The 21,699-nt window shown below is 50.9% G+C and carries 16 protein-coding genes; all 16 read left to right on the forward strand.

The genetic code is table 11. The features are described 5' to 3' along the window. The first annotated feature begins 188 nt into the window (after positions 1 to 188). The 16 genes from DWZ16_RS14100 to dtd all read left to right on the forward strand — a co-directional run bounded on the left by DWZ16_RS14100 (position 189) and on the right by dtd (position 21,689). Positions 189 to 698, forward strand: a complete 510-nt coding sequence (locus tag DWZ16_RS14100; protein ID WP_118469480.1) for a heme-binding protein — start codon at positions 189 to 191, stop codon at positions 696 to 698. Between the two features lie 259 nt (positions 699 to 957). Next, positions 958 to 5,787, forward strand: coding sequence for a nicotinate-nicotinamide nucleotide adenylyltransferase (locus tag DWZ16_RS14105; RefSeq protein ID WP_118523083.1), 4,830 nt, complete (start codon positions 958 to 960; stop codon positions 5,785 to 5,787). 67 nt (positions 5,788 to 5,854) lie between these two features. After that, positions 5,855 to 7,111 (forward strand): lactate dehydrogenase, encoded by a 1,257-nt coding sequence (locus tag DWZ16_RS14110; RefSeq protein WP_118523077.1) that lies wholly within the window; start codon positions 5,855 to 5,857, stop codon positions 7,109 to 7,111. Between the two features lie 36 nt (positions 7,112 to 7,147). Continuing rightward, on the forward strand, positions 7,148 to 7,324 hold the full coding sequence (locus tag DWZ16_RS15595) for a hypothetical protein (RefSeq protein WP_182427378.1): 177 nt from the start codon (positions 7,148 to 7,150) through the stop codon (positions 7,322 to 7,324). Positions 7,325 to 7,392: 68 nt separating this feature from the next. Next, positions 7,393 to 8,295 carry a flavodoxin family protein gene (locus DWZ16_RS14115; RefSeq protein ID WP_243033942.1) on the forward strand — a complete coding sequence of 301 codons (903 nt, stop codon included), beginning with the start codon at positions 7,393 to 7,395 and terminating at the stop codon, positions 8,293 to 8,295. 307 nt (positions 8,296 to 8,602) lie between these two features. After that, positions 8,603 to 9,769: an ATP-binding protein gene (locus DWZ16_RS17045; RefSeq protein ID WP_412694359.1), complete on the forward strand. Its 1,167-nt coding sequence runs from the start codon at positions 8,603 to 8,605 to the stop codon at positions 9,767 to 9,769. Then, positions 9,766 to 9,882 carry a hypothetical protein gene (locus DWZ16_RS17050; RefSeq protein WP_412694360.1) on the forward strand — a complete coding sequence of 39 codons (117 nt, stop codon included), beginning with the start codon at positions 9,766 to 9,768 and terminating at the stop codon, positions 9,880 to 9,882. The genes DWZ16_RS17045 and DWZ16_RS17050 overlap by 4 nt, the downstream gene beginning before the upstream one ends. Then, positions 9,883 to 10,728 (forward strand): DNA-binding domain-containing protein, encoded by an 846-nt coding sequence (locus tag DWZ16_RS14125; protein WP_022359963.1) that lies wholly within the window; start codon positions 9,883 to 9,885, stop codon positions 10,726 to 10,728. 154 nt (positions 10,729 to 10,882) lie between these two features. Next, positions 10,883 to 12,070: a sodium/glutamate symporter gene (gene gltS, locus DWZ16_RS14130; protein WP_118523078.1), complete on the forward strand. Its 1,188-nt coding sequence runs from the start codon at positions 10,883 to 10,885 to the stop codon at positions 12,068 to 12,070. Positions 12,071 to 12,505: 435 nt separating this feature from the next. Beyond that, positions 12,506 to 13,858 carry an NADP-specific glutamate dehydrogenase gene (gene gdhA / locus DWZ16_RS14135; RefSeq protein ID WP_118523079.1) on the forward strand — a complete coding sequence of 451 codons (1,353 nt, stop codon included), beginning with the start codon at positions 12,506 to 12,508 and terminating at the stop codon, positions 13,856 to 13,858. 276 nt (positions 13,859 to 14,134) lie between these two features. Then, a complete protein-coding gene (locus tag DWZ16_RS14140) occupies positions 14,135 to 15,295 on the forward strand; it encodes a TAXI family TRAP transporter solute-binding subunit (protein ID WP_243022042.1) in 1,161 nt (386 codons plus the stop codon). A gap of 41 nt (positions 15,296 to 15,336) precedes the next feature. Continuing rightward, positions 15,337 to 17,334 carry a TRAP transporter permease gene (locus DWZ16_RS14145; RefSeq protein WP_182426688.1) on the forward strand — a complete coding sequence of 666 codons (1,998 nt, stop codon included), beginning with the start codon at positions 15,337 to 15,339 and terminating at the stop codon, positions 17,332 to 17,334. 310 nt (positions 17,335 to 17,644) lie between these two features. Next, positions 17,645 to 18,559: a S1 RNA-binding domain-containing protein gene (locus tag DWZ16_RS14150; RefSeq protein ID WP_107000639.1), complete on the forward strand. Its 915-nt coding sequence runs from the start codon at positions 17,645 to 17,647 to the stop codon at positions 18,557 to 18,559. Positions 18,560 to 18,630: 71 nt separating this feature from the next. Further along, complete coding sequence (locus DWZ16_RS14155; RefSeq protein WP_333563181.1) at positions 18,631 to 19,362, forward strand: GTP pyrophosphokinase family protein; 732 nt, start codon at positions 18,631 to 18,633, stop codon at positions 19,360 to 19,362. Positions 19,363 to 19,374: 12 nt separating this feature from the next. After that, positions 19,375 to 21,192, forward strand: a complete 1,818-nt coding sequence (locus tag DWZ16_RS14160; RefSeq protein ID WP_107000637.1) for a glycerophosphodiester phosphodiesterase family protein — start codon at positions 19,375 to 19,377, stop codon at positions 21,190 to 21,192. 38 nt (positions 21,193 to 21,230) lie between these two features. Next, the gene (dtd, locus tag DWZ16_RS14165) at positions 21,231 to 21,689 is read left to right on the forward strand and encodes a D-aminoacyl-tRNA deacylase (RefSeq protein ID WP_022359969.1); all 459 of its coding nucleotides are present in this window, start codon (positions 21,231 to 21,233) and stop codon (positions 21,687 to 21,689) included. Positions 21,690 to 21,699: the final 10 nt, after the last annotated feature.

Genomic DNA, 21,699 nt, shown 5'->3' on the forward strand with positions numbered 1-21,699 from the left:
CGGCTGCGAAGCAGACATATTCTTTTCTTGCGCCATTAACGAACGAACAGCCATGCGAAGCAGGGCGGTAGAGCGCGATAGCGCGGGTTCGTGAGTGGACGGGTGAGAATACGTATGATATAATGAACCCCGGGGGATCATAACCTGATTCACAAGGGGAAAACAAACCGACACAGGAGGGGGAACACATGAAGAATTTCTACACCGAAGAACAATGGAATGAGATTCTGAAACAGCAGGAATCCGTACTTTGCTACGATACATTTACCCGGAAACAGGCGCTTGAGCTGGGGCTTTTGATTGCAGAGGTCACGGAGAAAAAATATCACGGTTCGGTCGCTGTCCGCATCGTGGAGGACGAGACGACCGTCTTTGCCTACAAGATGGAGGGCGCGACGCTGGAAGCAGACTGGTGGATGACCAATAAGCTGGCAGCATCGCGGCTCACGGGGATGAGCTCGCTGCGGGCGCTGACGGCATCGAGAGCCGGAGAACTGGAAGCATCCTGGAAAGTGCGCGAGGAGAACTTCTTCGTGTGCGGCGGCTGCATCCCGGTTTTCATGAGAGATGGAAGCCGTCCTTTTGCCTATGTGATGGTATCCGGCATGGAACACTGGGACGATCACCAGGTGATCGCGGATGCGATGGCGAAACAGCTGGGAGTTGAGATTCCGGAGATTCGGAAAGAGCAGCCATAAAACGGTTGACTTGTAAAAACAAAGACGTTTGCAGAAATGGAAGGTAGATGAGCTATCTGCATTTTTGCAGGCGTCTTTTGTGGTTTTATTGCGCCGTATGGCGATGAATTATCCGTTATTTTATATAGCGCACTTCCCCACCTGGTGGTATAATTCAAGTATTATAAAATTTGATATGAAAAGAATATTTGCAATAACTCAGATGGTTTTTGCACAGCAAAGAACCATCTGAGAGATCCAGAGAATGCGAGGGATGTGGATGAGTAAAAAAGAGGTACGTCAGGCGGCGGCGGAACTGACCGAGCGCCTTTGTGAAAAAGACTTTTTAGACCGGTCGGGACTGAGCCGGAAAAATGTCATGATGCTCATGAACAAGGATCACTGGGAGGAACAGTTTGCCCATATTTTCCCGATCAAAAAACGGATTTCCTGCCGGGCGGTCTACGAGATCTGTGAGGAACCGTTAAGCCTTTTAGGGCATGAGCCGGAAGAGGGCTGGATGAAGTTTACCTACCAGTATGTGTGCCATATTCTCTACCCGGATGCGGAGTTTAAGAAGGAAAATGCCGCTTTTTCCGCCGGTGCGGAGTTCTATCTGGCAGTGCTTCAGTTCGTGTTTGACCGCGAGCGGGCGGTGCTTCCGTACAAACCGATGGAGGACTTTGCATTTTTGGGTGATGAGGAAGCTTCAAGCTTTGAGTGCGCGGCAGAATACAGCCGTTTCAAGAAGTTTTTCGCACAGGAATACATCTATGAGATGATGCGCCTCAATGCGGAGGTGACGCCGTTTCGGACGCTGGAACACATCGCGGGCGTGCATTACGTCGCGATGACGGTGGCACGCGGGCTTTATGCGGCGGGAGTTCCGATCGATCTGACGCTGACCTCGGGCGCGGCTGCGGGACATGATCTCGGCAAATTCGGCTGCAAGCCGAATGAGCGGGTTCCGTATCTTCATTACTATTATACAAACCAGTGGTTTAACAACCATTCGATGGAATACATCGGTCATATCGCGGCGAACCATTCGACCTGGGATCTGGAACCGGAAAACCTGTCGGTTGAATCCCTGGTGCTGATCTATGCCGATTTCCGTGTAAAACAGAGCCGCGGCGACGACGGGCGTGAGATTACCTACATTTCCAATCTGGATGAGGCGTTCAACGTCATCCTCTCGAAACTCGACAACGTGGATGAGGTGAAATTAAACCGTTACCGCTTTGTTTATTCCAAACTGCATGATTTTGAGGATTATATGCGGTCTCTCGGCGTGGATGTGGATTTGAATGGACACCCCAAAAAGCCGGAGGTGCTGCCGGATATTTCCCTTCGGAATGCAGAGCAGACGGTGCAGTCCCTCGTTTTCATGGGTATCGAGCATAATATCCGCGTCATGCATCAGATGGGGGCAGAACGCCAGTTTGGCAATCTCCTCGAGGCGGCGCGCAGCGAGAAGGATTGGAAGAGTGTCCGCGCATACTTAAACATTTTCCGTGAATATTTTACATACACAAACGACAAACAGAAAGAGCAGACGCTGGGCTTTTTATATGAGCTTCTGATGCACCGTGAGGGCGACATCCGCGCGCAGGCGGCGAGGCTGATCGGACACGTGATCGCGCAGTTCAACGCCGGTTACCGCAAGGAGCGCCCGGCGGGCATGCCGGATATTGCCGAGGAGCGCGTGATGGAGATCTGGAAGCAATATCTGGAAATGATCATCCGACCGGATCATAAGCTGATGCTGCAGCAGAAAAGGCGCATCCGTTATCACCTGAAAAATGTGCTGGCATCGGTGGTTGATCATGCGACGCCGGGTGATCTGCGGGAATTTCTGGAGGCATTTCTGGTTTGGTATGACCGGGCGGAGGAGCTGGATCCGGGCGAGGCATTTTCCCTGCTGGATACGGTGCATTTCATGCCGTTTGATAAACTGAGCGAAGAGGAACTGGGGAAAATCGCAAAATTTGCCCTGATTGAGTCGCAGAGCGGGGAACCGGATGTGCGGATCGCATCGTGGCGCGCGTTCAAGCTTCTGACGGCGTACCAGCCGGATCATCCGTGCTGTGCCGAGATCGGCATGTGCGTGAGGGCGGCGCAGGTTGAGGACAATATCACGATGACCTTTCTCAAATACCGCGTGTTAAATAATCTCGGAGAGGACACGGCGAGAGAACAGGAACTTTTGTACGACCGTGACGTTGTTTCCGATATTTTCCTGGATAACCTCAAAACAGCGACACCGTGGGTCATCAAGTCGGCCAATATCAAGCTGCTCGTCGATCAGATCGCCCATGGCAAACAGGAACATATGCTGCATATCGCAGCGCATCTCTCCAACCTTGTAAAGGTCAGCGAGCACGTGATCGTGCGCCATGATGCCGGAACCGCCCTGCTTCGCATCATCGGGCTTCTGACACCGGATCAGAGAAATGAGATCGTGGTTGAGCTGATGAAGGGGCTGGAAGTCGGTGAGTACGAATTTTCCAAATATATTCCGCAGTATCTGGGGCAGGCGGCGCTGTGGCTGCCGCCGGAACAGCTGGAGGAGATCGTTTCCTACCTGCATGGCATGATGGCAAATGCAAACGACCAGATAGTCTCGGTTGCGCTTGATACGGTCGGCGTGCTGCTGGAACGGTATTCGTGCTACCCAGAGCGCTTTGCGGAGAAAAAGGAGGTATGCGAGGAACGGCGCGGACGCCTGCTTGGCATCCTGCTCAGCGGTCTGGCCAATTACCGCGAGTCGGTGCGCCAGGAGGCGATGCTGGTGCTGGGGCAGACCGTCTTCGGCTCATCCTGGATGGAGTGCCGGGAGAAAAAAGAGTTGTTTGCTCTGTCCTTCCGCAAGATGCTGTTCTTATTCAATGAAAATAAGGGAAATGAGCTGACGGCATTTTATCGTGCGGCGTCCCTTTCCAATATTTACCGGTTCATCACGCAGTACCATATGACCGAGGGCAATTTAGAGATCAAGGAGCGGAACCAGGTGGCATTCTTCCCAGGCACATTTGACCCGTTTACGCTGTCACACAAGGAGATTGTCCGCGAGATTCGCGATCGCGGCTATGAGGTTTTTCTGGCGGTCGATGAATTTTCCTGGTCAAAAAAGGCGCAGCCGCATCTGATCCGCCGTCAGATCGTGAGTATGTCGGTGGCGGATGAGTTCCATGTGAACCTGTTCCCGGATGAGATTCCGGTCAATATTGCCAATCCGGCGGATCTGAAACGCCTGAGAGAGGTGTTTTCCGGAAAAGAGCTGTATATCGTGGTCGGCAGCGATGTCATTGCCAATGCCTCTTCTTATAAGAAGAAACCGGTTAAAAATTCGATTCATTCGATGAACCATATCGCGTTCCGACGCGTGGGTGACGTCAAGGCGGACAATAAATACAACCGTCAGATGATGGATCAGATCAGTGGCAAGGTTGTGGAGCTGGAGCTTCCGGAGCATCTGGAGGACATTAGTTCGACGAGAATCCGTGAAAATGTCGATCTGAACCGCGATATTTCGAACCTGATCGACCCGTCTGTGCAGGAATACATCTATTACAATGGTCTGTATCTGCGCGAGCCGGAATATAAACCATATATCCGCGCGCGTGCGATCTCCTATGAGGAGGTGGAGACGCCGGATGAAATGCTTCTGGCGGAAATTTCGAATTTTGTTCTGCAGGACGAAGAAGATCGCGAGAACCTGTTGAATTCGATGAAGGAGTCGGGCGACCGGCTGCTGCTTCTTAGGAATACCGTGCAGGAAAACCGGCTCGTCGGCGTGGCACGGCTTCGTTATCTGGCGCCGGATGAGCTGTTTGCCGTTCTGGGACAGGTCAGTCTGGCAGATCAGGTGCGCCGCCATACCTACGGTGAGATTCTTCTGATTTCGGGTATCTATGTCGAGCGCGACCCGATGATCAACGACGCGGAACAGCTGCTTTTAACCGAGGCGATCGCACGGTCCTTTGAGTATAAATGCGGCTATGCACTTTTCTTCCCGGCAGACGGCTACTGCCCGGAGCGCGTGCTGTCGGCGGTGGTCCGCCAGGGCTTTGTGAAGGCGCCGGAATCCCCGGAAGACGCGCCGCTCTATCTGGTCGATATGCATGCGCCGCTTGTATTAGTGCAGAATCTGGAAACGACGTTAAAAGAACCATTTTCCAGCAATCCGCGCGTTCTGGATGCGATCTACAAGGCGCATCGGGAATTGCAGATGGCGATGACGCGCTTCTATCCGGGACAGCTGGTTCTTTCGATGTCTGCGAGCGTGATTTACCATCGTCTGGTGGAACGGATCACGGCGTTAAATGGTGTGCCGCGTGACCCAGTGACGCCGAGACATCTCGGCGGGGCGATGTGCGTGCCGTTCGGCAAGATCCTGCGTGGAAAAGTTATTCCGAATACGGTGACGAAGACGCTGCATACAGATAAAGTGTACGATCCGGAGCTGAAAGAGAAGTCGATCGAAGCGTTCCCGTACTATTCGCCGCTGCGAAGCCAGATCAAGGCTATCAAGTCCTTTGACCGCCCGGTGATTCTGGTCGATGATCTGCTGCATCACGGCGGACGTTTCGAGGCATTGGAACCGATGCTGCGCGAAGAGGGCGTGGAAATCAAAAAATTGGTGTTAGGTATGATTTCAGGCTACGGGCGCGACACGATGGCGACGAAGGGAGTGCCGGTAGACAGTATTTATTACATTCCGAATCTGCGGAACTGGTTTGTCGAGTCCACACTGTACCCGTTCATCGGAGGCGATACGGTGCGCCGCGATACCGTGAAGGTGGCGGGATTGACGCCGTCGATCAATATGATCCTGCCGTATGCCGCACCGCCGGTACAGGGAAGTACGCCGGAAGCCGCGTTTGAGTTCTCCGCGTGCTGCATCCGCAACGCGCGCAACATCCTTCTGGTGCTCGAATCCGAGTACCGGGCGCTGTTTGCGAGAAACCTGACGTTAAGCCGCCTGTCTGAAGCGGTCATCCTGCCGCTCTGCCCGGATAAAGGCGAGTGTGTCAGCTACGATCCGAATCTGGCAGCGTCGGTGTATCTGGAAAATGATTTGGAGATGCTGTATCGGACGCGGAAGTGAGAAATTATGTCAAATAATGCAAAATAATATCATATAAGATATCAAAAAAGAGCAGGGGGTATGCAATATGTACTATTATAAAATTGGAGATAAAATCTGCTGTTCCTTCAATGGAAATTTATCATACGAAAAGGCAGAAATGCCGCACCCGGGCACGCCGCTCACCTTCTTATTCGAGCGCGAGCCGGGAACCGGAAGAGATTCTTTTAAGGTAAACTCGCCGCTGCTGCTGTTCCAGGAGGCAGAGAATGTTTCCTGGCTGAGCAGCCGGAAGCTGGAGGTGCAGGCGGCAAAGAAAAATTGTGAGCTTGACGAGGCAGTCAAAGCCGCGATCATTCAGGACGTGATGCGCGCAGTCAACTGCCTGCATCCGGATTTTGAGGCTATTTTGGCAGAAAAACCGCAGAAAACGAAGAAAAGAGTCCATGTTCTGGCGATCGGCGATGTCGGAAGTACGCTGTTGACCGGGCTTCATCTTCTGGGCGGCGACTGCATCAGTTCGATCGGCATCTGTGATATTTCCGATAAAGTGACCGCACGCTGGGAATTTGAGGAAAACCAGATCGCGTATCCGTGGGCATATGACGCGCTGCCGGAGGTCGATGTGGTAAAACCGGAAGACCTCTTCAAATGCGATGTGTTTGTATTTGTTGCTTCCAAGGGAATCCCGCCGGTTGGTTCTGGCGTCAAGGATGTGCGGATGTACCAGTTTGAAAATAACTCCAAGATCGTTGCGCAGTATGCAAGACAGGCGAGAGCCGAGCATTTCAAGGGCTTATTTGCCGTTGTCTCCGATCCGGTTGACCCGCTGGCAAAGACGGCATGGCTGGAGAGCAATAAGGATGAAAACGGCGTCCTTGATCTGAAAGGACTGCGTCCGGAACAGGTACAGGGCTTCGGACTGGGCGTTATGAATGCGCGCGCGGCTTATTATGCGAAGCGCGACGGACGATTTTCACAGTTTTTGACCGAGGGACGTTCCTTCGGACCGCATGGACAGGATCTCGTCATCGCAGATTCCATTGCAAATTACAACGATGCGCTTTCAAAAGAACTGACCCAGCTGACGGTAACGGCAAACCTGCATATGCGTGCGATTGGTTTCAAGCCGTTTATCGCACCGGCATATTCCTCCGGCGCGATCTCCCTGATTCTGATGATGCGCGGCGAATGGCACTGTGGTTCCGTATTCATGGGCGGCATCTTCATGGGCGTGAAAAACCGTTATACTGAATACGGTCTGGAAACAGAAATCCTGCCACTGCCGGATGCCCTGTATGAGCGGATTGTGACGGCGGAGGAAAATCTGAAAAAGATTGTGTGATCGATGAGTCTTATCGCAGGAAGGAAGCGAAAATAAATGATTCATTCAAATTCAGAAGGAGATATCTATATAGAAGAAATGCCTCTCCTCCTCGTCCATCTGCGCGAGGAGGAAAAAGGCGCGGATGCGCGCCTTTCGGAGGTGTTATCCTATGCGCTGGACGCTACGCCTACGAGACAGCGACGGAAATCAGTGCTTTCGAAGATTATGTAAACCGATGGAGGCGCCTGGAGAAGACACAGAATCGAAAAAATCCAGTCCAGGGACGTATCCTGTTTGCCGTGCCGCTTGGCACATCTGGTATCAACCTGGAGCTTTACCGCCTGATTCGTTTCCTGCGGGAACATCCGGATTTTCTGAACGGTTTTGTCGGCGGACTTTTGGTGGACAGTGAAAATGACCTCTATTCCAAATCGGCGGCGAAGGATCTGGTATTTGCCGCTAACTGTGCGGGCTGCGCGTTCGTGGGACGCCCGCTCGTCGAGGGCACGCGGACACTTTCCAATTACACGATCGTTTCCAATAATCTTGGAACCGATCTGATGGGGGCATACCGCGAGAGCGCGGCGGGGCTGGTCAAAGAAGTACTGGGAACGGATTGCGTCAGGAAAAAATGTCCGAAAGTATTGGTATTGCACGCGTCAAGCCACAAGACCTCCAACACCTACGCGATCTGGAACCGGGTGAAAGAACAGCTCCCGGAGATGGAGATCCGGGAGATAGGGCTTCGAAACGGTACGCTTTCCGACTGCGCCGGATGCCCGTACAAGATGTGCCTGCATTTTGGCGAGCAGGGAAGCTGCTTCTACGGTGGAGTGATGGTCGAGGACGTCTATCCGGCAGTCCGCGAGGCGGATGCCATCGTGATGCTCTGTCCAAACTACAACGATGCGCTGTCGGCAAACCTGACTGCGTTCATCAACCGCCTGACTTCGCTGTTCCGGACGACGCGGTTTTATGACAAAGCGCTGTTTGCGGTGGTTGTGTCGGGCTATTCCGGAAGCGATATCGTGGCGGAACAGCTTATCGCGGCGTTAAATATGAACAAAACCTTCTATCTGCCGGGGCAGTTTGCGATGATGGAGACGGCAAACAATGCCGGGGCAGCGATGCAGCTGCCGGGGATTGAGGATCGGATGAATGCGTTTGCGGAAAGAATCCGGGAGACGCTATTATATAGGTAAAGAGGGGTTATAAGCAGGGCAGCGTCACTGGGAGAGTTTGTAACTGTTCACAGGTAGGAATTTTTTGAACTGAAAATTCCGTACGATACAGTTCCGGCAGCAGATTTTGCCGATTTGGAATGCGTAGCATCGGCAAAATCCCGTTGCCGGGCACACGTGTGTGAACAGTAACGAGAGTTTCACATCTGCTATAAAATTCTTTACAGATTTCATGAAACTAAGTATACTATATAAATATGCAAAAACTGTTTTACTCAGGCTAAAAGCTATGTGAAATTGTACTATTTAAAGAGGGAGAAAGGCAGAAATGAAATCCTGGAGACGAACATTAGCGATAGGCTTTATCATAGCGATAACTTCGCAGCTTTATTGGAACGTATTTGTCAACAATTTCCGTGTGTCAGCGTCGGTTATCCTGCTTCCGGTGCTGATTATGACAGTCGGAAGCCAGATTCACACGATGACGATCTGTACGGTGACGTCGATCATTGTTTTTTTATTCCGAATTGTGATATATTATCTGCAGGGAATGCCATCCGAGATGCTGGTACAGCTTGCGATGCCCGGAGCATTCTTTTATATCGTGTACGGCATGATGTTCAAGCTACAGATCCGGAATAAACATATCGCGAATCTGGAAAATGTGATTGCGGCGGCATTTTTCTGTGACTTATGCTCGAATATATTCGAAAACTTCCTGGCGGCGCTTCTTAAAAACAATGCGATGCCGGGACCGGATATAATTCAAAAGCTTTTTATGATCGCCGCAGTCCGCACACTTTTTGTGGCACTGGCACTGATCGGAGAACAGCAGTACCGGCTTCTTCTTACGAAAGCGGATCATGAGAGCCGTTATCAGCGGTTATTTCTTATGACAACGGGACTCAAGACTGAGATTTACCTGATGCATAAGAACACCGAGGAGATCGAGCGCGTCATGAGCAATGCATACAAGCTCTATGAGCAGATTCTGGAAAAGGATCTTCCACGGGAAATGCAGCAGATGGGACTTGAGATAGCGCGGGATGTCCATGAGATCAAGAAAGATTACATCCGCATCATTCAGGGCATTGAGGAGGCGATCGAGGAAGAGTCGAACGAGGAAACGATGAGCCTGCAGGATCTTCTTCGGATTCTGGAATCATCCACCTACCGGACCATGGCGGAGAAAAAGCTGGATATCCGTCTGATGTTTGACTGCCGGGACAATTTTATGACGCAGGAACACTACCAGCTTATGACGATTCTCAAAAATTTGGTAGGAAATGCGGTGGAAGCGATCGAATCGACGAAAAAAAGTGGGATGATCTGGATTCGGGAGTACAAAAAAGATGGTAATTATGTGTTTGAAGTAGCGGACGACGGACCGGGAATTTCAGAAAAACATCTCCCACGGATTTTCAATATGGGATATTCAACGAAGTTGATGAAAAAACCGGCAATATATATAGAGGCGTCGGGCTCTGCGGTGTGAAAAACGCGGTAGAGGAGCAGTTTGAAGGTAGTATTTCAGTGGATTCGGAAGAGGGAAGAGGAACGAAATTCCATATTGAGATACCGATAGCGAAATTGGAGGAAATAGAGTAAATGGAGATTTATATTGTTGAAGATGATATGTCAGTGATCAGCGTCCTGCAGGATATTATTGAAGATAATGATCTGGGAATTGTCTGCGGTACTTCAGAGGGACAGCCGGCGGATGTGGATGATATCCTGGCAAAGAATCCGGATATGGTTCTGATTGATTTCCTGATGCCGGAAAAGGACGGTGTTCAGGTCATGCGCGAACTGCGGGAAAGAGGCTGCAAGGCAAAATGCATCATGATTTCCCAGGTGGCGGCAAAAGAATTGATCGGCAAGGCATACGATGCGGGCATTGAGTTCTTCATCAGCAAGCCAATCAATATCATTGAGGTAAAATCGGTCATCCGTAATGTGGATGAGCAGATCAAGAATGAGAAAACACTGACGAATATTAAGAAAATGTTCATGGCAGAGATCGCGGATATGCCGAAGGAGAAGAAAAAAGATGACGGTTACGGCAGAAAGGTGCTTTACATTTTAAACCGTCTCGGCATGTCCGGCGAGAAGGGCGGCGACGATATCCTTCGGATCTGCGAGTATCTGCACAACAACGGACGCCCGATCTCCCAGGTCAGCATCGGTCAGCTCTGCGAGCTTTTGAGCGATGCGCCGAAGAACATGGAGCAGCGTGTCCGCCGTGCGATCGCGGTCGGCATGTCGAACCTGGCACATTTGGGTATTGAGGATTTCATGAATGAAACCTTTACTGCATACTCCAGCACCCTGTTCCCATTCGAGGAAATCCGGGCAGAGATGGATCACATCCGCGGTAAACGCCGTTACGGCGGCAAAGTCAGCATCAAAAAGTTCATCGACAGCCTGATGCTGGCGGTAGATCGTGAGGTATAACGGGTAGATTTACAAAAATTTCCAATCTGTTTATCATAAGTTAAAAAAATGTTATAAAAATTTTATGTTTTTATGATGGATCTTGTAGTTTTTTGTCGGGGCTACAGTATTATACACCTGCGAGCAAGAAAAAAAATAGGTTGGAGGTAGTTGTATGAAGACAATCGAGCTTGATATGTATCAGGCAACCGCAGTTGCGGCACTTGTACTGTTACTGGGACGTATTCTGGTAGCTAAAATTTCTATTCTTCGTCGGTATTGTATTCCGGCACCTGTAGTTGGTGGTTTCCTTTATGCAATTGTTCATACCATCGTAAGAGGTATGGGCATTCTGGAAATTTCCTGCGACATGACACTTAAAAACGTATTCATGGTAGCTTTCTTCTGTAGCGTAGGTTTCACAGCATCCTTCCGTATGCTGAAGAAGGGCGGCGTTCAGACAGTTGTATTCCTGGCTCTGTCAGCTGTTATGGTAGTTCTTCAGAACATCCTGGGTGCTGGTCTGGCAAGCGTATTTGGTCTGGATCCTCGTCTGGGTCTGGCAACCGGTTCCATCCCGATGGTAGGTGGTCACGGTACTGCTGGTTCCTTCGGACCGTTACTTGAGGAATTAGGCGTAGCAAATGCGAGCGTTGTAGCTATCGCTTCCGCTACTTATGGTCTGGTTGCAGGCTGCGTAATCGGTGGTCCTATCGCAACTGCTAAGATCCGTAAGTACAAACTGTCCGCAGTTGCTGAGGCAGCTACTAAGACTGAGACTGTAGAGACAGATGAGACTGGTGCAATCGATTCCGCTAGAATCCTTGACGGTCTTCTGTACTTAATCGTTGCTATCGGTGCTGGTACTATCGTATCCATGTTCCTTGGCAAGTTTATGACATTCCCGTTCTACATCGGCGCAATGTTAGTTGGTGCTATCATCCGTAACATCATGGATGTTCAGAACAAAGAGATCCCGATGGAAGAGATCAGCACACTGGGCGGTGCTTCCCTTTCCGTATTCCTGGGTCTGGCTATGATCGATATGAAGCTGTGGCAGTTAGCTGAGCTGGCTGTACCGATGGTAGTTATGCTTCTTGCACAGACAGTACTTATGTTCTTCTATGCAAACTTCGTTGTATTCAACGTACTTGGCAAATCCTACGATGCTGCTGTTATGACCAGTGGTTTCTGTGGATTCGGTATGGGTGCTACCCCGAACGCTATGGCAAACATGCAGGCAATCACCGGCGTATATGGTCCGGCTCCGACTGCATACATGGTAGTTCCGCTGGTAGGTTCCTTATTCATCGACTTTGTAAACGCAACTATCCTGACAGGATTCATCAGCTTCCTGGGCTAATAGATGCGAATTTCAAGAGGTCTGCTTTTCGGCAGGCCTCTTTTTTTGTGTAATAGGAAATTCCTTGGAATTCCCTATTACATAAAAAGGCGCTAACGTGCCAATGATGCGCACTCACACGAAGCAGAAATATGTCGCAAGTGACCGCGCGAGGCGCCCGAATGTGCTTTGGCACATTCGTTGTCCATCCCCGAGTTATAATCAGGAACAATATAACTCCATAAGCAAATAATAATAACATCTATAACACTATTTTTATTTGATTCTGACGAAGAAATGATATATAATACATTATAGAAACAGAAAAGTTCACAAAAACAATTTGGAACCAGAGGGAATTATGTACAAGATCGATGAAACTATCGTCAAGTATTTGTGGTAACCATAGTTCAGTGAACTATTCAAACTTATATACATATCAGGAGGTATTATCCAATGAGCAAGTATGTTGACAGAGTTCTTGCAGAACTCAAAGAGAAAAACGCACATGAAGCCGAATTCCTTCAGACAGCAGAGGAAGTATTATCCACTCTGGGTCCGGTTGTAGATGCACATCCGGAGTACGAGAAGGTTGCTCTGCTTGAGAGAATGGTTGAGCCGGAGAGAACTATCGAGTTCCGTGTTCCGTGGGTTGATGACAACGGTGCTGTTCATGTAAACCGTGGCTATCGTGTACAGTTCAACGGCGCTATTGGACCGTACAAAGGAGGCTTACGTTTCGCTCCTTCTGTAAACCTGTCTATCATGAAGTTCTTAGGCTTCGAGCAGACATTCAAAAACAGCTTAACAACTCTGCCGATGGGCGGCGCTAAAGGTGGTTCTGACTTCGATCCGAACGGCAGAAGCGACAACGAGATCATGAGATTCTGCCAGTCCTTCATGACTGAGTTATATCGTCACATCGGACCGGACGTAGATATCCCGGCTGGTGACCTTGGTGTAGGCGGACGTGAGATTGGTTATCTGTATGGCCAGTACAGAAAACTTCGCGGTGCATTCGAGAACGGTACTATCACAGGTAAGGGAATGTCCTTCGGTGGTTCTCTGGTTCGTCCGGAAGCAACTGGTTACGGCGCTGTTTACTATGTAGAAGCTGTTATGAAACATGAGAACGATACAATCGAAGGCAAGTCCGTTGTTGTATCTGGTTTCGGTAACGTTGCTTGGGGTATCTGCAAGAAACTGGCTGAGCTGGGTGCTAAGGCTGTTACCCTGTCTGGTCCGGATGGATACATCTACGATCCGGAAGGTGTCGTAACTGAAGAGAAGATCAACTACATGCTGGAGATGAGAGCATCTGGACGTAACAAAGTTCAGGATTACGCAGACAAGTTCGGCGTACAGTTCTTCCCAGGTGAGAAACCGTTCGGCGTTAAGGCTGACATCATTATGCCGGCTGCTACTCAGAACGATGTTCGTATGGAAGAGGCTAAGAAGATCGCTGCTAACGGCATCAAGTACTACATCGAGGTAGCTAACATGCCAACTACCAACGAAGCTCTGAGATTCTTAATGGATCAGAAGAACATGGTAGTAGCTCCGTCCAAGGCTGTAAACGCAGGTGGTGTTCTTGTATCTGGTCTTGAGATGAGCCAGAACAGCGAGAGATACAGCTGGACAGCAGAGGAAGTTGATACAAAACTTCATCAGATCATGACTGGTATCCATGATGGTTCCGCAGCAGCAGCTGAGAAATACGGCTTAGGCTACAACCTGGTAGCTGGTGCTAACATCGTTGGTTTCCAGAAAGTTGCTGACGCTATGATGGCTCAGGGTATCTGCTGGTAGTCAGTAGTTCCCCATACCATATGGAGTGAATGTATAAGTAATATAATTGCATAACGCAGTTACATAAAGAGACTGCTGATTCGGACAACCTGGCGACAGGAAGTCCGGCTCAGCGGTCTTTTTTGCGTAATAGGAAATTCCTTGGAATTCCCTATTACGCAAAAAGGCACTAACGTGCCAAGGAATAATTCTTCCCTCCCACACATAAAATAGTAATGGTAATTTTTGACAGTCTATCTAAGACGTAAATGTTCAAGCAGGGAGGAGAATGAGAGAATGAGAAGAACAAAAAAGACGAAAAAAACGACGAAAAAAACGAGAATGCAGGGACACATGGCAGTAGCAATTTCCATGGCGATGGCGGCAGGGCTGGCGCTGACGGGATGCGGCAGTACCGGAACGACAGGAGTATCGGCAGAGACATCTGCGGGAGGTAAAAATGAAGCCGGGAGGAATACTGCCGGTAACACAGCAGGCGGACAGGAAGAAAGTCAGAGTGGGGCTGGCGCTGCGCAGGTGACAGACACGAAAAAGGGCGGAAAGGATGGCGGAACCAGCCTCATTTTCACGACGGGAGGCGATCAGGGTACATATTATGGATTTGGCGGCGTGCTTGCAGGAAAGATAGGGGAATCGACCAGCACTTCGGTGACGGCGATCACATCGGGCGGTTCGCAGGCAAATATCGAGGCGCTGGATGCACATGATGCGGATTTGGGATTTGTGCAGTCGGATGTCATGGCATATGCCTACAATGGTACGAATCTCTTTGAAGAATATGGAAAAGTTGCTGATTTCTCGACCGTGGCGGCGCTCTATATGGAGCAGGTGCAGATTGTTACGCTGGATCCGTCGATTCAGTCGGTAGCCGATCTGGAAGGCAAAAATGTTTCGGTCGGCGCGGCGGGGTCAGGCGTCTATTATAATGCGGTGGATGTGCTGGGAGCATATGGATTGGATATCGAAAAAGATATAAATCCGACGTATCAATCCTTTGGGGACAGCGCAGAGGCGTTGCAGGATGGCAAGATTGATGCGGCATTTGTCGTAGCGGGTGCACCGACGACCGCAATCACCTCCCTGGCAGCGACGAAGGATGTGTATCTCGTCAGCCTGGACGATGAGCATATGGATCAGCTGATTAAAGAATCGCCATATTACAGCAAAAACACGATCCCAGCGTCCGCGTATGGAACGGATGAGGATATCAGGACGGTGGCTGTCGGTGCGGTAGTAGTGGCGCGCGATGACGTTCCGGCAGAGGATATCTATAACTTCTGCTATGGCGTCTTTGAAAATATGGATTCCATCAAGGCGGCGCATGCGAAGGGAGCGGAGCTGAACCTTGAATTTGCCACTTCGGTCACAGCGGTTCCGTATCATCCGGGAGCAGCGGATTATTTCGCAGAGAAAGGGATGGAGGTGCCGGTGAAATAAGGGGGAAACCCAGAAATGAAGTATGAAAGGGGGTTATACGAATGGGTGAATGGAAGGAAAAGAAAAACAGGGCACCAGATCTAAAATACCTGGAACGTGAAAGCCTGAAAAAGGGCGATTCGGACACAGGGACAGCTGCGGATGTTGAGTTAGTCATGAAAAAATATGACCGCGAGTCCAACACGCGCGTCTGGCAGGGGAAACCAGCATCGATCATCCGGTGGCTGTCGGTATTATTTTCCGTTTACAGCATTTATGTGACGCTTTTCAGTACCGCCTTGCCGGAAATCCGGTTGTCGATGTTTCTGGGAATGATTCTGATTCTCGGGTATCTGCATTATCCGATTCAGAAGGGAGACGGACGCATCAACCATATGCCGTGGTACGACTGGGTTCTGATGGCAGTGGGGGCGGTTCCATTTTTCTATTTTGCGGCGAACGCGCATGCGATCATTAAGCTGGCGACGCGGGTCACGAAGAATCCGGTTATGGTGCTGATGGCGATTCTGGCGGTGCTCTCGCTGATGGAACTTTGCAGGCGTTGTGTGGGAATCCCGATTCTCTGTGTGGTCGGTGCACTGCTTGTATATACATTTGCGACGGTGCGTTTTGGAAAGGTTATTTATGATTTATTTTACACGACGAGCGGAGTTATGAATACGCCGATCAATGTCTGTGCAAAATATATTGTGGTCTTTATCATTTTCGGGGCGTTTCTGGAACGGACGGGGATCTCGAATTTTTTTATCGACCTGGCGAACTGTCTCTGCGGTTCCTCGGCGGGCGGTCCGGCGAAGGTGGCGGTTATCTCCTCGGCGCTCTGCGGGATGGTATCGGGATCTTCGGTTGGAAATACTGTCACAACGGGTTCGGTCACGATCCCGATGATGAAAAAATGTGGTTACCGCCCGGAATTTGCCGGAGCAGTGGAGGCGGCTGCTTCGACCGGCGGGCAGATCATGCCGCCAATCATGGGCGCGGCAGCATTCCTGATGGCAGAATATATGGGCGTGCCGTATGCGACGGTGGCGCTGAAAGCGATTCTTCCGGCAGTGCTGTATTTTGCGGGTATTTATATCGCAGTGCATCTGGAGGCACAGAAACTGGGACTTCGTGGAATTCCGCGGGAGGAACTGCCGCAGATGCGGGTGCTGATGAAACAGATCTATCTGCTGGCACCATTGATTGTGCTGGTGGTGCTGGTATCGACAAATACATTTACGATGCAGTTTTCTGCGTCGGTAGCGATCTTTGCCGCGATTGCGGTCGGTGCTCTGAACCGGAATAACCGGATCACGCTGAAAAAGATTGTGGATGCGCTGGAGGCAGGCGGACGCGGCACGATCACAGTGGCGGTTGCCTGTGCGATGGCGGGGCTGGTGGCTGGATGTATCACATCGACCGGTCTGGCATCGAAGCTGATCACGGCAATTGTGGCAGTTTCCCAGGGAAAACCGCTGATCGCGCTGTTCCTGACGATGTTATGCTGTATCGTGCTTGGCATGGGCGTTCCGACGACGGCAAATTACTGTATTATGGCGGCGACCTGTGCGCCGATTCTGATTGCACCGGAGATCGGGATCAATCTGGTCTGCGCGCATTTCTTTGTTTTCTATTTCGGAATCGTGGCGGATATCACACCGCCGGTGGCATTGGCAGCTTATGCGGGTTCCGCGATCGCGAAAGCGCCTCCGATGAAAACGGCGCTCAATGCGACGCGGCTGGCGGTTGCCGCTTTTATCGTGCCGTATATTCTGGCATTTAACCCGGCGATGGTATTCATCGACACGAATGCACTGCAGGTTGTGCAGATCTGCATCACCTCGCTGCTCGGTATCTTCGGGATTGCGGCGGCGCTTAACGGTTTTCTGTTTGGATGGCTGTCCGTTGTAGAGCGGCTGGTTTTGATCGTGGGCGGTCTGTGCATGATGGATCCGGGCGCATGGACGGATCTTCTGGGACTTGTGTTGGTTGGCGGTGTGACATTCTGGCAGAAGAACCATGGATTGGAGAAAGATGCGGAGACGGGTGTTGGATGAATGAATTTGCATTGCAGTTTACATAACGTGTAAACTGTGATGTGAAGTGTGTGTAAACGTAGACCGCACAGGCGCAGGCATGTGCGGTCTTTTGTGGCATAGGAAACTTCGGGCGGTTTCAGCAAGGTATGTTTTTTGTTTCCGGTGGGATGTTTGCAAACCAGAGGCTGTGAATCGGGCGGTAGCGAATCGATTTTAAGATAATTTTCACAAATTCACTCTGGAAATATCGGGTGGAATATGGTTAAATAGTCAATAGAGTTTTGCCACCCAAAAGAGTGTAGAAGGAACGGAAAGGAGAAATACCAGGATGGATGAGAATAAAGAGTTGGTAGAGACAATGGAGGACTATGCCGAGGAGCTGGAGGCGTCTTTCAAGCGTCTGCATGAGGGCGATATTGTGACTGGCACGGTTGTTGCAGTGACGGACGACCAGGTGCTGGTGGATTTGAAATATTTTGCTCAGGGCGTGATTGACCGTGAGAATCTGAGCAATGATCCGGATTTTAATATGAAAGAAGAGATTCAGCCGGGCGACCTGCTCACGGCAACGGTAATTCAGACCGACGACGGCGAGGGCAATGTCGTTTTATCCCGCAAGGAGGCGAATGACAGGATGACGTGGGAACATTTCCGTCAGCTGCTCGATGAGCGCACACCGCTTGAGGTTACTATTTCCGAGGTCGTAAACGGCGGTGCGGTTGCGATGGTGGAAGGCGTGCGCGGCTTTATACCGGCGTCGAGACTGGATGCAGCGTATGTCGAGGATCTGGACAGCTGGAATGGAAAGAAGATTCCGGTGCTGGTGATTGAGGCGGATGAGGAGAAGAAACGTCTCGTCCTGTCCGGCAGAGAGTTGGCGAGAGAAAAACAGGATGCGGAGAAGAAGAGCCGGATTGCGCGCTGTGAGACCGGCGCGATCATGGAAGGAACGGTCGAGACAATCAAGCCATACGGCGCGTTTGTTCTGCTGGAAAATGGCTTAAGCGGACTGGTACACGTTTCCCAGATGAGTAAAAAGCGCGTGGAGAATCCGGGTGCAGTCGTAAAGGTGGGACAGAAAGTGACGGTGAAAATCCTGTCTACCGCAAATGGCAAACTAAGCCTCAGCATGAAAGAGGTAGAGCCGGACGAAGCGCCGGAAGAGGAAGTATTTAATTATCATGAATCAGGCGAGGCGACAACCGGGTTTGCCGAGCTGTTAAAGGGCTTTAAATTTGACTAAATAGCAGTAAAGGAGAGGGAAAATTGAATATCCCTGAGACGTATAATCAGCTTGACCAGTGGACGACAGTCATGTTTCTGTACAATTCTGCCCTGAAAGCGATTAACACGAAAATTGAAATTTTAAATAACGAGTTTATTCATTTATATAATTACAATCCGATCGAGCACATCAAATCGCGCCTGAAAACGCCGGAGAGTATTGTCAAGAAGCTTAAACGTGGTGGATATGAGGTGACGATCCCGAACATGATTGAGCATCTGAGCGATATTGCGGGCATCCGTATTATCTGCTCGTTCAGCCCGGATATTTACCGGATCGCGGAGATGATCGCGCGTCAGTCAGATGTGACGGTGCTGGTGGTGAAGGATTATATCAAGAATCCGAAGCCGAACGGATACAAGAGTTACCATATGGTTGTGACGATCCCGATTTATCTAAGCGATGGCCCGGTGGATACGAAGGTGGAGATCCAGATACGGACGATTGCGATGGATTTCTGGGCAAGTCTGGAACACAAGATTTATTATAAATTTGAAGGAAATGCGCCGGATTATCTGGAGCAGGAGCTGAAAGCCTGCGCGGATATGGCGGATATGCTGGATAATAAGATGTTTTCCCTGAATCAGGCGATCACGAAGATTGCGGAGGAACAGGCGAAGGAGAAGGAAGCTGCGAAAGTGGCGGAGGAAATGAAGAAAGCAGAGCGGGAGGATGTGCCCGCGGGGAACGAGCAGGAGCCGAAAGACGGGAAACGGAGCGGGGAATCTGCGTCCGGGAACCGGAAAGAAGCCGGAGAGTAAGAGACGAAGAAAATGAAGATACGCAGGCGGATGGGTGAGACAAAGCAGATTGTTCAGGTAAATGGGGGGAATATTCTGCTGTTTGAGCTGGCTTTCCGTTTGCTTACGCTGCCGCTTCTTTTGCAGGCAGTGGCGGCGCTGTTCCGGCTGTCGGTGCGCGCGTCTGGCTACAGTTATGTGACGGTCAGCAATCTGGTTTCCTACCTGCTGCGGCCGGTTACGATCGCGATTCTGGTTTTGATGGCAGCGATCCTACTGGTGGGAGTTTCCATCGAGGCGGCGGGACTTCTGGCGGCATATCAGGCGGCGGCACTCTCGCGGAAAATGAGCGCTTTTTCGATGTTTGCGGCAGGCATCCGTCTGACGGTATCAGAGATCCGAAAGCGGAATCTGAGGTTGTTTCTGGTGCTGGCGGTTCACGGCCTGGTGCTTCATTCATTTTTGATTTACCGGATGTTATGTCATGTGAAGGCGGTCAAATTTATCCTTCCGGCGCTTCTGGCGGAGAACTGGGGGCGGCTTTTACTGGTTGGCGTGATTGTTGGCGCGGTTGTGATTTCACTTCCGACGATTTTTATCTGTTTTGGCTGTATGCTGGAGCAGCGGTCATTTCGGGGCGGATTTCTGCGAAGCAGGGAGCTGCTGCGCGGTAATCGGGTACAGGTAGTTGGGACGCTTGTTTTGTGCAATCTGGCAGTTACGGCGGTAACGGTGGTGCTCTATCTGATTGCGGTTGTGATTGTGGCGGTGTTTGCTGTCTGGTTTGCGGACCGGCGTCTGGAATTGATTCTGGTTTTAGAGGCGCGCGACCGGATCGAGATGGTTTTGATGCCGCTCATGAGCATCGCGCTGATGTCGGTCAATTATGGCGCATTGACGGTGTTATATGTGCAGCTGGACCGGAAACGTCAGAACAAAGAGCGCTGGAAGTTTGAAGCTGGCGAACATGCGGGTCTTCCGTGGATGAGCCGCCGCAACCGGATGGCGGCGCTGGCACTTCTGACGGCATTGAGCGCCGGAGCAATGTACGACGCTTTTTACCGGGGCAATGTGCTGGCGGCGGATCAGCTGAGGGAAGTGCAGCTCACAGCGCATCGGGGCGCATCGACGAGCGCACCGGAGAACACGATGCCTGCGATGGAGGCAGCGGTCGATCAGATGGCGGATTTTGCAGAGCTGGATGTGCAGGAGACGCGGGATGGTGTGCTGGTATTGTTCCATGACAGCACTCTGGAGCGGATCGACGGGACGCGGCGGACGATCCGATCGCTTTCCTGGGATGAGCTGCAGCAGGTAGATGCCGGTGGCTGGTATTCGGAGCAGTACAGCGGGACGCGGATTCCGAAGCTGGAGGACGTTATCGAATATGTCAGGGGACGGATGATGCTGAACATCGAGATCAAATATGCCGGCGCGTCGAGCGATCTGCCGGAAAAGGTCGTGGACTGTATCCGGGAGAATGATTTCGTGGAACAGTGCGTCGTGACATCGACGAGTCTTTCTTATTTAAAGCGGGTGAAGGCGGCGGATTCGGATATTTATACGGGCTATATCCTGTCGGCAGCATATGGAAGCTATTACGAGGATGATGCGATCGATTTTATCAGCCTGATCTCCAGTTCAGCGAACCGGAAGCTGGTCGAGCGCGTCCATGCCTGTGGTAAGGAGGTTCATGTCTGGACGGTCAATAAAAAGAGTGAACTGGAGCGAATGAAGATGATCGGCGTCGATAACATCATCACCGACCGGCCGATCCTGGCGCGGGAGGTCATTCTGGGCGAGGAAAATGCGGAGAATCTGCTGGCGCGGCTGAGGGCGCTGCTGCGGTAAAGAAAGATTACAGGAAAAATAAAAATCAGGAGAAAAACATGAGATTTGTACTACAGAGAGTCAAACACGCGAGTGTAAAGGTAGACGGCGAGCTGATCGGCTCGATCGGCCGTGGATATATGGTGCTGATGGGCGTCAGCGACACCGACACGGAGGAAATCACCGACAAAATGGTGGATAAAATGTGCAAGCTGCGTATTTTTGAGGATGAGAACGGCAAGACGAACTGTTCGCTGGCGGATGTGGATGGCGAGATCCTGCTGATCAGCCAGTTTACTTTGTACGCGGACTGCAGCCACGGAAACCGCCCGGGCTTTACGGGTGCGGGAAATCCAGAACTGGCGAACCATCTCTACGAACACGCGCTGGCGCGCTGCGCCGGACAGGTGCGGAAGGTCGAGCACGGTATTTTCGGGGCAGATATGAAGGTCGAGCTTTTAAACGATGGACCATTTACGATTCTGCTGGATAGTGATACGATAGTGAAAAAGAAATGATTTGCAAAAG

Origin of the sequence: Clostridium sp. AF29-8BH (assembly GCF_003478145.1) — a bacterium.
Lineage (GTDB): Bacteria > Bacillota > Clostridia > Lachnospirales > Lachnospiraceae > Otoolea > Otoolea fessa.

Excerpts from the sequence above, each read along its gene's own strand:
- DWZ16_RS14100 (WP_118469480.1), top strand. The coding sequence starts at position 189 with ATGAAGAATTTCTACACCGAAGAACAATGGAATGAGATTCTGAAACAG.
- DWZ16_RS14105 (WP_118523083.1), top strand. The coding sequence starts at position 958 with ATGAGTAAAAAAGAGGTACGTCAGGCGGCGGCGGAACTGACCGAGCGC.
- DWZ16_RS14110 (WP_118523077.1), top strand. The coding sequence starts at position 5,855 with ATGTACTATTATAAAATTGGAGATAAAATCTGCTGTTCCTTCAATGGA.
- DWZ16_RS15595 (WP_182427378.1), top strand. The coding sequence starts at position 7,148 with ATGATTCATTCAAATTCAGAAGGAGATATCTATATAGAAGAAATGCCT.
- DWZ16_RS17045 (WP_412694359.1), top strand. The coding sequence starts at position 8,603 with ATGAAATCCTGGAGACGAACATTAGCGATAGGCTTTATCATAGCGATA.
- DWZ16_RS14125 (WP_022359963.1), top strand. The coding sequence starts at position 9,883 with ATGGAGATTTATATTGTTGAAGATGATATGTCAGTGATCAGCGTCCTG.
- gltS (WP_118523078.1), top strand. The coding sequence starts at position 10,883 with ATGAAGACAATCGAGCTTGATATGTATCAGGCAACCGCAGTTGCGGCA.
- gdhA (WP_118523079.1), top strand. The coding sequence starts at position 12,506 with ATGAGCAAGTATGTTGACAGAGTTCTTGCAGAACTCAAAGAGAAAAAC.
- DWZ16_RS14140 (WP_243022042.1), top strand. The coding sequence starts at position 14,135 with ATGAGAAGAACAAAAAAGACGAAAAAAACGACGAAAAAAACGAGAATG.
- DWZ16_RS14145 (WP_182426688.1), top strand. The coding sequence starts at position 15,337 with ATGGGTGAATGGAAGGAAAAGAAAAACAGGGCACCAGATCTAAAATAC.
- DWZ16_RS14150 (WP_107000639.1), top strand. The coding sequence starts at position 17,645 with ATGGATGAGAATAAAGAGTTGGTAGAGACAATGGAGGACTATGCCGAG.
- DWZ16_RS14155 (WP_333563181.1), top strand. The coding sequence starts at position 18,631 with ATGTTTCTGTACAATTCTGCCCTGAAAGCGATTAACACGAAAATTGAA.
- DWZ16_RS14160 (WP_107000637.1), top strand. The coding sequence starts at position 19,375 with ATGAAGATACGCAGGCGGATGGGTGAGACAAAGCAGATTGTTCAGGTA.
- dtd (WP_022359969.1), top strand. The coding sequence starts at position 21,231 with ATGAGATTTGTACTACAGAGAGTCAAACACGCGAGTGTAAAGGTAGAC.